This window comes from Pleomorphomonas oryzae DSM 16300, from assembly GCF_000422965.1.
In the GTDB taxonomy this organism is placed as follows: domain Bacteria; phylum Pseudomonadota; class Alphaproteobacteria; order Rhizobiales; family Pleomorphomonadaceae; genus Pleomorphomonas; species Pleomorphomonas oryzae.
This window is the reverse complement of sequence record NZ_AUHB01000005.1, coordinates 322,871-336,592: the sequence shown is the minus strand read 5'-3', so window position 1 is coordinate 336,592 and position 13,722 is coordinate 322,871. Positions and strand designations below refer to the sequence as shown.

Sequence of the window (13,722 nt, the reverse complement as noted above, 5' to 3'; positions counted from 1 at the left end):
GTCCCAACCGTCAGGACGGATCGACCCGGTGTACGGCGCGATCGTCGCGGAATATGATGTGGCGCGACACGGCCGGACGATAGTAAGCGCCTTCGGTCACGGGGACGTCCTTGAGTGTCTGCACCTTCCAAACGGCGCCGTCAGCGGCCTCCGCCTCGATCTTCAGCACTGCGCCGTAATTGACGATGCGGCGGACGCGCGCGCCCTCCCCGTCCTGAGACGGTATCAGCGTCACGTCCTCCGGCCGAACTGCGATGAGGGCCTCGCCATCGGCTATGGGGGCCTCGAACCGGATGCCACCGGTCGACGCGGCGCCGTTCTGTACGGTCGCTTTCATCATGTTCATGTCGCCGATGAAGCCGGCAACGAAGGGCGTCTCCGGGTGGGTATAGATCTCGGCTGGAGTTCCCACCTGCTCGATCCGGCCCATGCTCATCACCACGATGCGGTCAGCGATCGACAGTGCTTCATCCTGGCCATGCGTCACGAAGACCGTGGTGATGCCGAGCTTTTTCTGGATTTGGCGGACCTCCTCGCGCAGGCGGTCGCGCAAATGCTGATCGAGACTGGCGAACGGCTCGTCCATCAGAAGGATCTTCGGTTCCAGCACCAGACAGCGGGCGATGGCCACGCGCTGCCGCTGGCCGCCGGACAGTTGCGCGGGGTGACGCGTGCCGTAATCGCCGAGGCCGACCATGTTGAGCGCCGCGCCGACCTTGGCGGTGATGTCCGGCTTCTTCATGCCGCGCAGCTTGAGGCCGAAACCGACGTTCCCTTCCACCGTCATATGGCTCCACAACGCATGGCTCTGGAACACCATGGCGGTGGGGCGCTTTTCCGGCGGCGTGCGAGCAACGTCGGCGCCATCGATCAGCACCTTGCCACCGCTGGGCATTTCGAAGCCGCCGATAATCCTGAGCAGCGTCGACTTGCCGGAACCGGAGGGACCGAGCAGGCAGACCAGCTCGCCATCGGCGATGCGGAGGGCAAGCGGCTCCAGCGCCGACACGGCGCCAAACTGCTTGCTGACGTTTTCAAGCTCGAGCGTTGACATCGATACCCTATCGTTTGATCCGGTCGCGGCCCACCAGTCAGCCGCCGAGCCCCTTGGCAAAAGCATCGCCGCCGATGATGCGCCGCGCCATCAGAATGGCAGCCAGCGACGGCACCCACAGCATGACCGACAGCACCGCGCCATACTGGACGACCAGTTGGTTGTTGATCATCTGCATCATCAGGAGCGGCATGGTGCGGATGCGCGGCGCGCCGACCAGCCAGGCGCCCTCGGTCTCGTAGAAGGTCCAGACGAAGGTCATCAGCAGCGCCGCGGCAATGGTCGGAAAAGCCTGCGGCAGCGTCACGTAGCGGAATACCTGCCAGGCCGACGCTCCGACGTCGCGGGCGGCTTCCTCCATTTCCCGGCTAACGGCCCTGAAAGCGGCGGTCGGCAGCCAGATCATCAACAGCAGCGTATTGAGCAACTGGATGATCACCACGCCGGTGAAGGTGCCGACGAGATCAAGCGACAGGAACAGCACGGCGATCGAGATGATGAGGGCAAAGCGCGGGAAGGCATTGGCCATCAGGAAGGACATCATGAACATGGATTTGCCAGGAAATTCCATGCGAGCAAAGGCATAGGCGGCCGGCAGACAAATCACCGCCGACAGCGCCGTCACCGTGAGCGACAGTTCGACTGAAGTGATGAGAGCGGACCAGACGTCCGGCCGCGCCAGCACCAGCGACCAGAAACGGAACCCCCATTTGGTCGGCAACACCGCCGGGTAGAACCACTGCTCGGCGAAGGCCCACAGGAAGACGGTGAGCACCGGCAATACGATGAAGAAAATCAGGAACAGCAGGATGCCGTAGCCGAAGAAGTCGAAGCGCCGGGTAGACAGGAAGATCATTTCCGGTCCTCCTGCGGGCGGCGAGCCAGCGACCGCACATAGGCGACACCGGCCAGCGAGCAGATCAGGAAGGTGATGGTCGCCTGGGTCGACGCCTGCAGCGGATCGCGAACGCTGGCGAAGGTGCGCAGCATGAAGGGGCCCATCATCTCGGGGTTGGTCGGACCGAGCATGAAGGGCATCAACGCCTGGCCGAAAATGCCGAGAAAATTCAATGCCGAGACGATCAGCAAGGAGTGGGTGATCTCCGGCGTGATGATACTGACGAGGATGCGCAGCCGGCCGGCGCCGACGTCACGCGCCGCCTCGATCGACGCATCGGAAATGTTCGAGAGGCCCGAGATCAGGATCAGCAAGGTGAGCGGCATGCCGTCCCAGATGAGGCCGATCACCGGCCCCCAGGGCGTCAGATGCGGTGATGCGTAATGATGAAAGCCCACAAGGTTGAGGAGGCTCTGCAGCCAACCATTGGGGCCCATATAGCGGATGAGCGCATAGCAGATGATGATGCCCGGCACGAACATCGGAAACAGCGCCAGAGCCTGGATCACCGTCGCCAGCGTGCCCTTGGTAAAGCGCATATAGAGGGCGATGGGCAGGTTCACGGCGACGAGCAGGATCAGCGTCACCACCGTGGTCCACAGCGTGCGACCGAGGTTGGTCAGGCTGTAGCTGTCGGTGAAGAAGAAGACGTAGCTTTGCAGGCTGAAGGTGTAACCGCCGCCGTCCTTGGGGCGCACCAGCGTTCCGATGATTGAGAGCGCGGCCGGATAGAACAGAAAGATCGCAATGGCGGTCACGGGGATGGCGATGAACGCCAATCCCCTCCAGCCGTTGCGCAACGACATCGCGGTCGCGCTCATCGATCGGTCTCAGCGTTTGACGCCAGAAGCGACGTTGCGATACCAGGCCTCGAACAGGCTCGGCTCCCAGGTGCTCGGGAAGATCGGGATCGACTTCGGCGCCACCTTGGCGAACTTATCCTGCAGCTCCTTGGAAAGGAACTCCCACTTGATGCCCGGGAAGCCACCGAGGTCGGTGACGACGTGGTTCTGAACCTCCGGCGAGATCAGGTAGTCGGCAAGTTTCAGCGCCATATCCTTGTTGCCGGCGACGGACGGCACGATGATGCCGGAGAAACCGCCGGTAAATGCCAGATCCTGCAACTGGGCAACCGCCGTCGTATCGGGGACCACGCCCTGGCTCATCGCCTGCAGCGCCATGTCCGACCAGGCGACCGTCATCGCCACCGCACCGCTGGCTAGCAGTTGGATCGACGCGGTGTTGCCGGACGTATATTCGCCGCCATTGAACAAGGCCGGCTGAATGTCCTTCAACAGCGGCCAGAGTTTTTCGAACATCGGCTTGGCATAGGCGTCCGTGTAGTTGTCCGGCAGGAACAGTTCAGGCTTCTGGCCGGTCACTTCCTGGAGAGCGCGTTCAATAAAACAGGCACCGCTGTCGCCGAGATCCGGACGCGAATAGGCAAACTGACCAGGATTGGCCTTGATCCACTTGACGAGGTCGGCGAAGGTGGTCGGGACCTCCTTGACCAACGTGGAATTATACATCAGCACGACCTGCGAGCCGCGATAGGGCAGCAGCGCCGGCGACTGAACGACAACCGGATTGACCTTGTCGTAATTGGCGAGGCCCGCCTTGGCGAAGTCGACCCACAACCCGGCCTCAAGCGCGCCTGCCGGATAGAAGGGCATCGCCGCCTCGAGCATATCGATCTGCGGGTCCTTCTTGGCCTGGAACGCGGCATAGGCGCGATCGGCCAGCGTGTTGATGCCGGAGCCACCACCACCGGGAACGAGGTTCAGCGTCACGCCAGAATTGGCGGCCTCGAAGCCGGGCTTTACCACCTGCGTCCAGAAATCGATGACGTTGGTGTCGCTATTGAAGAAAATGTCGAGGACGCCCGGCGCCGCGAAGGCGACACGAGGACCAGCCAGCAGCAGACCGGCGCCTGCGGCGGAATACTTCAGAAAGTCGCGTCTCAGCATGTGAACCTCCACTTCAGACGGACGTCGTGGACAGCCGTCCTTTGATGACTGGCCTTACGAAAAGCCCGTTCCCACTCCTCACGCCCGGCTTTTATGAGCTTATGGTCTGCCATGCCCGGCGCATACTTAAATTCTTAGCACGGACTATATCGAAGTTGTCAAGCGTTGCCTGCTAGGAAAGGCTTGATTCAGCCACCGCTTTTCGTAGGCATTTCACCGGAAGCCTACCATAGCCATTTTCGGGACCTCGCTTACGGCACAGCATTGTTTCTCCTGGGCATGGGGCATTCGCATCGCATCAGGCAATCTCAGGGATGTCGGAATTCGGCGCGTTTTCCTGCTTCTTGGGGAGGGGGAACTCTGCCCTCGCCTTCCAAGAACTGCGTGGGTGGCTACATCATCGTCAGCCGCCGGCGAATTTGATCCCTATCGTGGATTAATTTCTGCTGCCTTGCGCAGGAGAGCGACAGACCGCAAGCCAGGAGCAAGGGCGCTCTAGGGACCAACCTCTTCGCCACTGACGCGCCAATGAGAAAGGCCATGTCTCCTTAGCAACGATGCATGGACCGATCGCCATAGTCCCCCATCGTCAAAGCCGGCGGGGTGATCATGCGGCGCCTCCAGCAAGAGGCTTCAACAATCAAGTAGACGCGTTATCGGCGGCAGGCGGGCCTATTGGCAAGCGCCAACACCGGCGGCGCTCCCATTTGTCGCTCCGACCAACACACAAAGAAAGCCTTCTTGACAAGTCATCCAGCAGCGAGCAATATTCTTGCTAATACGTATTAGCTGGTTGATTAGCAGATGGCACGTACCAAGGGCAGACTGACGCAACGGGATATCGCCAAGCTGGCCGGCGTCAGCCAAGCGGCGGTCTCGCTCATCCTGAACGGTGGCGCCGAGCAGGCACGTCTTTCGTCCGAGACCCGTGAGCGGGTGATGGCGGTCATTCAGGGAACAGGCTATGTCGCCGACCCCCTGGCGCGTCAGATGCACAAGAAGGGCAATCAGCTTCTCGGCGTCTTCACTTACGAACCGGTATTTCCCAACGCCCAGGCCGACTTCTACACGCCGTTCCTACTCGGCATCGAGGGGGAAGCCGAGCGTCTCGGCTATGATCTTCTGCTTTTCACCAGCACCCCGGTGGAAGATGGCCGACGCAAACTGTTCCGCAAAGAAAGCCGACTCCGCCTCGCCGACGGTTGCATCGTCATCGGCCGCGAACAGGATCGGGACGAACTCGCCCGGCTGGCGGCTGACGGTTACCCCTTCGTAACGATCGGTCGCCGGGACGACGACAGCGAACAAATCCCCTATGTCGGCGCCGACTACCTCACCGTCACGCGCGATCTGGTACGGCGTGCCCATGATCTAGGGCACAGCCACCTTCTTTACGTCGGGGATGGCTCCGGCGCCGAGTCATTGATGGACCGTTGGCAGGGTTTCAGTGAAGCCGTAGCCACTCTCGGCCTCACCGGCGACCGCACCGCGCCAATGGTCGCCCCGTCGGAGATCATCGAGCGAGCACTCGCTTCAGGCGCCACAGTGCTTTTCTGCGAAGTCGCAGACGGCGCACTGGCGCTTGCCCGCGAGGTTGATACCCGGCGGCTCTCCTCCCGGCTTTCTGTCGTCGCCATGGGCAGCGCGGCGTCGTTGTCCCTGCCCTCGCTGCAGCTTTCCGGTTTCGAACTGCCCCGCGAGGAAATGGGGCGTCAAGCCGTCCGGACCCTGAGCGCCATCATCGAGAATCGTTCTGTTGAGCGGCAGATCCTGCTGCGACCGAACACGGTCGACGGCCAAACTCTTAGAAAACGCGAACAATAGGTGTGCTGTGAAAGAACTGAAGGTTGATCTTGTCATCATCGGTGGCGGTCTTGGCGGCGTTGCCTGTGCCCTGGCTGCAAGCCGCTCCGGACTGACGGTGGCGATGACCGAAGAATATGACTGGATCGGCGGCCAGCTGACCAGCCAGGGCGTGCCCCCCGACGAAGCATCCTGGGTGGAGCAGTTCGGCATCACCGCCAGCTATCGTGCACTCAGAGACGGGATTCGCGACTATTACCGGCGCAACTATCCCCTGACACCGACGGCGCGCGCCTGGCGCGAGTTCAACCCCGGGGCCGGTTCGGTAAGCCGCCTCTGCCCTGAACCGCGCGTATCGTTGGCTGTCATGGAAGCAATGCTGGCGCCCTATCGCAGCTCCGGACGCCTCACCGTCCTTCAGCCGTTCAAGCCGGTGGCGGTCGACGTCGACGGCGATCGGGTTCGAGCCGTCACGGTCGCCCACCGCGACAGCGGCCAGCAGATCACCCTGACAGGCCGCTATGTGGTCGATGCCACCGAAACTGGCGACCTTCTACCCCTTTCGGGCACCGAATTCGTGACGGGCTTTGAAGCACAGAGCGAAACCGGCGAGCCGACGGCGCCAAGCAAGGCGCAGCCGCTCAACATGCAGGCGGTGTCCTATTGCTTTGCCATGGACCACATCGACGGTGGTGACTACACCATCGACAAGCCGAACAACTATGAAAAATGGCGGGCTCTCAGGCCGTCCTTCTGGGGCGCCAACCAGCTGAGCTGGCAATCGCCGCACGCGCGGACGCTCGAAACCGTCACTAGCGCCTTTACGCCCAATCCCGACGACGATCCGATGGCGGTGATCTCCGATCAGCGGCTCACCCCGGGCGACGATGATCTGTGGATCTACCGCCGCATCGCGGCGCGGCGCAACTTCGTTCCCGGCACCTACGACAGTGACATTACGCTGGTGAACTGGCCGTTGCTCGACTATTGCGAGGGGCCGATCTTCGGCGTGCCTGAGGAAGAGGCCAGGCAGCATCTTGCCAACGCTGCCGATCTGTCGCGTTCGGTGCTCTACTGGATGCAGACCGAGGCGCCACGCCCCGACGGCGGCGTCGGCTATCCCGGGCTCAGGCTGCGCAGCGACGTGACCGGCACCATCGATGGCCTCGCCCAGGCTCCCTACATCCGGGAATCGCGCCGCATTCGTGCCGAATACACCATCGTCGAGCAGGATCTTTCCTACGCCGTCCGCGGCGAGCGCGGCGCCGTGCACTACGGCGACTCCGTCGGCGTCGGCATGTACCGGATCGACCTGCATCCGTCGACCGGCGGCGACAACTTCATCGACGTAGCATCCTGTCCGTTCGAAATTCCGCTTGGCGCGCTGCTGCCGCAGCGGATGCAAAACCTGCTGCCGGCCTGCAAGAACATCGGTACCACCCACATCACCAACGGCTGCTATCGCCTGCACCCGATCGAATGGAACATCGGCGAAGCGGTGGGCATGCTCGCCGCCTTCTGTCTCGGCAAGGCAACGACACCGCATGCGGTGCGGGACGACGCCGGTCTGCTTTCCGAATTTCAAACTCTTCTGACCAGCCAAGGCATGGAACTGCGCTGGCCTGATGTCGTGGGCTACTGAAGCCTTCAGAACTACGAGGGGCAAAATGAAGAGAACTATAACAACAACACTCTGTTTGACCGCACTCTTGGCACTCGCACCAACGGCCTTTATGACCCCGGCGCAGGCGGCGGATGGACTCTCGCTACGAATGGCCGTCTGGACTGGCAATGCCAAGCATCTGGCGTTGCTCAACGGCATCGCCGACGCCTACAAGGCCAAGCATCCCGAGATCGGCACGATCACCTTCGACACCATCCCGTACGACAACTACACGACGACGCTGACAACCCAGATCGCCGGCGGCAACGCACCGGATCTCGCCTGGATTCTCGAGTCGGCCGCGCCCGACTTCGTTGGCTCCGGCGCCCTCCTCGCCCTTGACGACACGTTGTCTTCGACCGCCGGCTACGACTTCGCCGATCTGTCGCCGAGCGCGACGGCGCTGTGGCGGCAGGACGGCAAGCTATTCGCCTATCCGTTCTCGACCTCGCCATACGCCATATTCGCCAACCTCGACATCATCGCCGCTGCCGGTCAGAAGTCACCGGCCGACCTGATCGCCGCCGGTAGCTGGAACTGGCAAACCGTCGCAACCGAGGCCGCCGCCGTCCACGCCAAGTCCGGCAAGAACGGCGTCGAAATCCGCGACTTCGACTATAAGGACTGGACGCTGCTGACCACCGTCTGGGACGGTTGGGCCGCACGCCCCTGGAGCGCCGACGGCAAGACCTGCACGCTCGACAGCTCCGATATGGCCGATGCGATGGCCTTCCTGCACAAGGCGATCTTCAAGGATGGCGCCATCCCCGGCCCCGGCACGTCGGGCGACTTCTTCGCCGGCGATACCGCCTTCTCGATCACTCAGATCAGCCGGGCGTCTCTGCTGAAAGACGGCGCCTTCAAGTGGGATCTGGTGCCACTGCCCGCCGGTCCCAAGGGTAGCTATTCGGTGATCGGCCAGGCCGGCATCGGCGTTTTCAAGAACGGCAAGCATCCCCAGGATGCCGCCGCCTTCCTCGCCTTCCTGTCCAGCCCGGAGAATTCGTTGAAGCTGGCCCAGTTCTTCCCGCCGCCGCGGCTCAGCCAGCTCAACGCCGAGACGCTCGGCAAGACCAACCCGTTGCTCTCCAAGAGCCAGCTTGAAGAGGTCGTGGTCAAAGGGATCACCACGGGTAAGGTTTCGCCGAGCCACACCAACAATGCCCAGATCGCCCAGCAGATCCGCGCTTCGCTGGACGCCGCCTGGACTCCCGACGCCGACCTGCCGGCGGTGCTTTCCGGCGCTTGCGCCAAGATCGGGCCGCTGCTCGCCCACTGATCGACGATCCCGGGTGGTGCCATCAAGCCCCGCCCGGGTCTCTCTCCCTAGTCCCGCTGGACGACGCCGGACCGATGCCACCGCAGTGGCGATGTCGCCGGTGTCTTGAGGAAGCGCAATTGGCCCAGGACCATCCTCTGCCGTCGATCTCACCAGATGTCCGCCGCTCCTGGTGGACACCGGCCCGGCGCGACCATTTCATCGGCTATCTGTTCATCCTGCCGCAGATCACGGGCCTCGTCGTCTTCGTGCTGGTGCCGCTGGCGCTGATGGCCTGGTACAGTCTCAATGAATGGAACGTGCTCGCCGGCACCTTTTCGTTCGTCGGCCTCGGCAACTACGAGAAGCTCGCGACCGACCCGGCCCTGCCCGGCGTACTCTGGGCGTCGGCCTGCTTTTCGGTCGGCCTCGTCCTGTTCAACCTATCACTGGCCCTGCTGCTCGCCGTGCTTCTCAACCAGAAGCTCGCTGGCACCGTGGTGTTCCGCACCATCTTCTTCTCGCCGGTGGTGGTCTCGCTGGTCGCCTGGGCAATCGTCTGGCGCTTCCTGTTACAGCAGGACGGCGGCATCAACGCGGTGCTGAGGATGCTGTCGATCGACGGGCCCAACTGGCTGCGTGGACCGAACACCGCCATGGTCTCGGTGATCGTCGTCCAGGTGGTCAAAAACGTCGGCCTCAACATGGTGCTGTTCCTGGCGGCGCTGCAGAACGTGCCACAGGAGCTCTACGAGGCGGCCCGTGTCGACGGCGCCAGCCGCTGGACCCAGTTCTTCCGCATCACCGTGCCGCTGATCAGCCCGACTGTGCTGCTCACCTCGATCATCACCGTCGCCGGTTCTCTGCAGGTATTCGCCCAGATCGCCGTCCTGACCGAAGGCGGACCGGGAACTTCGACGACAGTGCTCGTCTACTATCTCTATCAGCAAGCCTTCCAGTTCCACTTCTTCGGCTACGGCGCCAGCCTCGCCATGCTGCTGCTGCTGATCGTCGGCGCGCTCACTTACCTGCAATGGTCGCTGCGCAAGGCCTGGGTCTACGACAATGATTAAGTCCCGCTCCCGTCTCGCACTCGCCCTCTACGCGCTGATGGCCGTGCTGTGCATCCCGTTCCTGTTCCCGACCTGGTGGATGATCACCTCGTCGTTCAAGCCGGTATCGGAAATCTTCGCCTTCCCGCCAACGCTGCTGCCGCGCCAGTTCGTCACCGACGCCTATGGGCGCGTCTTCGAACTGCAGCCATTCGCCCGGCAGTATTTCAACAGCCTCTATATCGCCGTGGCGGTAACAACCGGCACGCTCGCCTTCTCGTCGCTGGCCGGTTACGCCTTTGCGCGCATCCGCTTCCCCGGCGCCAACCTCCTGTTCATGCTGGTCCTGACGGGCCTCTTGATTCCCTCGGAGGTGACGATCGTGCCGCTGTTTCAGATGTTCCTGGACGTCGGCGCCGTCAACACTCACTGGCCGCTGATCCTGGTGCCGATGCTTGGCGCACCGAGCGCACTGCAAACCTTCATCATGCGTCAGTTCTTCTCCGGCCTGCCGCACGAACTCGAAGACGCCGCCCGTATCGACGGGCTCGGCCGCTTCGCGATCTATCACCGCATCGCCCTGCCCCTGGCCAAGCCGGCGCTCGCCGCCGTCGGCATCTTCACCTTCCTCTACAGCTGGAACCTCTACCTCGAGCCGATCGTCTTCCTGTCCTCGCCCGACAAGTTCACCTTGCCGCAGGCGCTGACGCAGTTCGTCGACGCCTATGGCGGGCCGATGTGGAACATCCAGCTGGCAGCGGCCTCGCTCACCGCCATTCCGGTGTTGGTGGTGTTCGTGATTGCCCAGAAACAGTTCATCGAAGGCTTGGCCTACACCGGCCTCAAGGGATGAGGCGGCCCGGCGAACTGTTCAGCCGCCGGCCCTCTGTCGGGATATGAAAAGGAAATAACGATGGCTTCCGTCAGCATCGCGTCAGTCAACAAGTCCTTTGGAAGCCATCCGGTCATCAAGGACGTTTCCGTCGAAATCGCCGACGGCGAGTTCGTCATTCTGGTCGGGCCGTCGGGATGCGGCAAGTCGACGCTGCTCCGCATCATCGCCGGTCTCGAGACCATCAACAGCGGCACGCTCGCCATCGGTGACCGCCGCGTCAATGATGTCGAGCCCAAGGATCGGGACATCGCCATGGTGTTCCAGAACTACGCGCTCTACCCGCATATGACGGTGGCCGCCAACATGGCCTTCTCGCTGGTTCAGCGCGGCGTCGCCAAGGCGGAGGTCGAACGACACGTTCATGAGGCGGCCGCCATCCTTGAGATCGAGCCGCTGCTCAGCCGCTATCCCAAGCAGCTCTCCGGCGGTCAGCGTCAGCGCGTCGCCATGGGCCGCGCCATCGTCCGCAATCCCAAGGTATTCCTGTTCGACGAACCGCTCAGCAACCTCGATGCCAAGCTGCGGGTGCAGATGCGCGGCGAGATCAAGGCGCTGCATCACCGGCTCGCCACCACCATGATCTACGTGACGCACGACCAGATCGAAGCCATGACCATGGCCGACCGCATCGTCGTGTTGCGCGACGGCAAGGTCGAACAGATCGGCTCGCCGCTCGATCTCTACGACCATCCAGTCAACCTGTTCGTCGCCGGCTTCCTCGGTTCGAACGGCATGGCCTTCTTCCGCGGCAATTATCGCGACGGACAATTCGTTTCCAGCGATGGCCTCAAGCTGCCGTTCGCCACGAGAGGCGATCTCGAGGGGCGCGACGTGGTCTGCGGCGTCCGCCCCGATGATTTCATCCTCACCGATGATGGCGTCGACGCCACGGTCGACGTGCTCGAGCCGACCGGCTCGGAAACCCAGATGCTGGCCCGCTGGGGCAGCCAGAAATTCACCTCGCTGTTCCGCGGCCGTCTCACCGCCCCGCCCGGCAGCTCCGTCCGGCTCGGCATCGCGCCCGGCCGCGCCCACGTTTTCGACGCGGAAAGTGGCCTTCGTCTCGACGGCCAACCTCCGTGTCACGCATGACTGAAGGACATTCGACAATGACCGCTTCCGACAAGCCCGGCCTCGTGCTGCTAAAGCGCGAGATGGCCCGCCAACGCGACGACGCCGTCGCCACGCTGGCCGCCGTCCGTCCACTCGCCCAGGAGATCGCCAAGAGCATCCGCGCCACCGGCCGGTTGGTGCTCTATGGCATGGGCGGCTCGCATAACGTCAATCGTGCGGCCGAGGTGCTGTATCGCGGCCTCGGTATCGACGCCCGCACCCTGGTCGCCTCGGAAGCGCTGCTGGCGCCGCTGCCGTCGGCACCGCGCACCGCGCTTCTTGTGTCGCAGTCGGGTGGCTCCGGCGAGATCATCGAGCTCGTCGGCCGGCCGGCCAGTGAAGAGCAACGGTTCGGCATGACCCTCGACGGGAACAGCCCGCTCGCCAAGGCGATCCCGTCGCTCATCGCCGTCGGCGGTCCGGAGGTCGCCTACGCCGCCACCCGCAGCACACTCCTTACCGTCGTCCTGCATGCCGCTCTGCTCGATGCGCTCGGTCTTCCAGCAACGGCGGTCAAGGCCGAGATCGCCAAGCCGGCCGCCATTTTGCCGGCCGACCTCGCCCGGACGCTGGCGGCAAGCGACATCACGGTGTTCGTCGCCCAACATGCCCTGCAAGGCATCGCTGAAGGTGGCGCGCTCGCCACCATGGAACTGGCTCGCCGGCCGGCGATCGCCCTCGAAGGCGGACAGTTCCGGCATGGCCCGACCGAGTTCCTGCGGCCGGGGGCGGCCGTCGTGCTGCTGCGCGGCGCTGGTCCCGACAAGGATAAGATTCCGCCGTTGGCCAAGACGGCGGTCGAAGCCGGCACGTCGACGATCGTCCTCGACGCCAGTGGCGAACCGGCGATTGCCGGAACGACAACGATCGCACTCGGCCGGGCCGAAGGCCTCGCCGCCTGCGTCGCCGCGCTCTACGCACTGCAGGAGATGGTGGTGGCAACGGCACTGCTCACCGCCGAAAACATCGGTGTGCCGGTGCGCTCCAACAAGGTGACGGTATGACAGGAGAAGGCGCCATGCCGACGATCCACGTCGTCGGCAACCTCAACGTCGACCTGATCATGGGCACGCTGCCTGCCTGGCCGGCGATCGGTACCGAGGTGGTGTTGCCACATTCCGAACTCCGTCTCGGTGGTTCGGCCGGCAACACGGCGCTGGCATTGAAAGCGATCGGCGCCCGGTGGAACCTGATCGCCGCCCGCGGCGATGACGTGTTCGGCACATGGTTGGCGCAGCAGTTGGGGCCAGGCTCATTGCCGGGCGCGCCGTTGGCAGCGCCGACCACCATCTCCGTCGGCGTCGTCGATCCGAGCGGCGAGCGGACCTTCCTGACGTCCGCCGGCCATCTTGCCGTCTGGGAGCCCGTCGATGTGGCGGCCAGGCTGTCGGTTGAGGTGCGGCCGGGCGACTGGGTGCTGCTCGCCGGCGCCTTCCTGTGCCCACGCATCGCCGCCACCCAGTCCCAATTGTTGTCTCAGCTGAAACAGCTCGGGGCCTGTGTCGCGCTCGATCCGGGCTGGCCGCCCGAGGGCTGGACGGACGACGTCAAGGCGACAACGCACGAGTGGCTGCGGCAGTGTGATTGCTTGCTGTTCAACGAAGTCGAGGCGGTGTCGCTATCCGGAGAGTCTGACATCCTCGCCGCAGCGCGTGCGCTTTCGGCAGCGATGCCGGCCGGCGGCATTGTCGTCATCAAGCGCGGGCCCGATGGCGCAGATGGCTGGCAGAACGGCGAGTACCATCACGCGACGTCGCCCAAGGTCACAGTGATCGACACCATCGGAGCCGGCGACATCTTCAACGCCGGCTTCCTGCAGGCCATGGCTGACGAACGGGGTATCGACGACGCCCTCGCAGCCGGAGTTGCGCTGGCGTCCCGGGCCATATCGACTTCGCCCAGGCAGATCGCTTAACGTGAGGCAGCGGCATCTCGGACGACGATGGACATTGTCTCTTGTCGGCGTGGTTTGGAAAAAAATTCTACATCGCTGTGAAACTTCGCCTATTTCCTGCCCAT

General features: G+C 63.4%; 12 protein-coding genes. 8 read left to right on the top strand and 4 right to left on the bottom strand.

The genetic code is table 11. From position 1 onward, the window contains the following. Positions 1 to 10: 10 nt before the first annotated feature. Genes G522_RS0111025 through G522_RS0111010 form a run of 4 tightly spaced genes read right to left on the bottom strand, consistent with a single transcriptional unit; the run spans position 11 to position 3,919 of the window. Positions 11 to 1,054 carry an ABC transporter ATP-binding protein gene (locus tag G522_RS0111025; protein WP_026791090.1) on the bottom strand — a complete coding sequence of 348 codons (1,044 nt, stop codon included), beginning with the start codon at positions 1,052 to 1,054 and terminating at the stop codon, positions 11 to 13. Between the two features lie 37 nt (positions 1,055 to 1,091). Further along, positions 1,092 to 1,910 carry an ABC transporter permease gene (locus G522_RS0111020; RefSeq protein ID WP_026791089.1) on the bottom strand — a complete coding sequence of 273 codons (819 nt, stop codon included), beginning with the start codon at positions 1,908 to 1,910 and terminating at the stop codon, positions 1,092 to 1,094. Then, positions 1,907 to 2,773 carry an ABC transporter permease gene (locus tag G522_RS0111015; protein ID WP_026791088.1) on the bottom strand — a complete coding sequence of 289 codons (867 nt, stop codon included), beginning with the start codon at positions 2,771 to 2,773 and terminating at the stop codon, positions 1,907 to 1,909. The genes G522_RS0111020 and G522_RS0111015 overlap by 4 nt, the downstream gene beginning before the upstream one ends. Positions 2,774 to 2,782: 9 nt before the next feature. After that, the gene (locus G522_RS0111010) at positions 2,783 to 3,919 is read right to left on the bottom strand and encodes an extracellular solute-binding protein (RefSeq protein WP_026791087.1); all 1,137 of its coding nucleotides are present in this window, start codon (positions 3,917 to 3,919) and stop codon (positions 2,783 to 2,785) included. Between the two features lie 804 nt (positions 3,920 to 4,723). On the opposite strand from G522_RS0111010, the gene G522_RS0111000 reads away from it, so the two are divergent. The 8 genes from G522_RS0111000 to G522_RS0110965 all read left to right on the top strand — a co-directional run bounded on the left by G522_RS0111000 (position 4,724) and on the right by G522_RS0110965 (position 13,618). After that, positions 4,724 to 5,743 carry a LacI family DNA-binding transcriptional regulator gene (locus G522_RS0111000; RefSeq protein WP_026791086.1) on the top strand — a complete coding sequence of 340 codons (1,020 nt, stop codon included), beginning with the start codon at positions 4,724 to 4,726 and terminating at the stop codon, positions 5,741 to 5,743. A gap of 7 nt (positions 5,744 to 5,750) precedes the next feature. Next, complete coding sequence (locus G522_RS0110995; protein WP_026791085.1) at positions 5,751 to 7,364, top strand: FAD-dependent oxidoreductase; 1,614 nt, start codon at positions 5,751 to 5,753, stop codon at positions 7,362 to 7,364. Positions 7,365 to 7,494: 130 nt separating this feature from the next. After that, positions 7,495 to 8,664 carry an ABC transporter substrate-binding protein gene (locus G522_RS0110990; RefSeq protein WP_245586641.1) on the top strand — a complete coding sequence of 390 codons (1,170 nt, stop codon included), beginning with the start codon at positions 7,495 to 7,497 and terminating at the stop codon, positions 8,662 to 8,664. Between the two features lie 119 nt (positions 8,665 to 8,783). Next, positions 8,784 to 9,716, top strand: a complete 933-nt coding sequence (locus G522_RS0110985; RefSeq protein ID WP_051228530.1) for a carbohydrate ABC transporter permease — start codon at positions 8,784 to 8,786, stop codon at positions 9,714 to 9,716. Continuing rightward, entirely contained in the window at positions 9,709 to 10,548 is an 840-nt protein-coding gene (locus tag G522_RS0110980) for a carbohydrate ABC transporter permease (RefSeq protein WP_036838875.1), read from the top strand. The genes G522_RS0110985 and G522_RS0110980 overlap by 8 nt, the downstream gene beginning before the upstream one ends. A 60-nt stretch (positions 10,549 to 10,608) precedes the next feature. Further along, positions 10,609 to 11,682: an ABC transporter ATP-binding protein gene (locus G522_RS0110975; protein ID WP_026791081.1), complete on the top strand. Its 1,074-nt coding sequence runs from the start codon at positions 10,609 to 10,611 to the stop codon at positions 11,680 to 11,682. 17 nt (positions 11,683 to 11,699) lie between these two features. Continuing rightward, positions 11,700 to 12,707, top strand: a complete 1,008-nt coding sequence (locus tag G522_RS0110970; RefSeq protein WP_026791080.1) for an SIS domain-containing protein — start codon at positions 11,700 to 11,702, stop codon at positions 12,705 to 12,707. 14 nt (positions 12,708 to 12,721) lie between these two features. Beyond that, positions 12,722 to 13,618 carry a carbohydrate kinase family protein gene (locus tag G522_RS0110965; protein ID WP_026791079.1) on the top strand — a complete coding sequence of 299 codons (897 nt, stop codon included), beginning with the start codon at positions 12,722 to 12,724 and terminating at the stop codon, positions 13,616 to 13,618. Positions 13,619 to 13,722 lie beyond the last annotated feature (104 nt).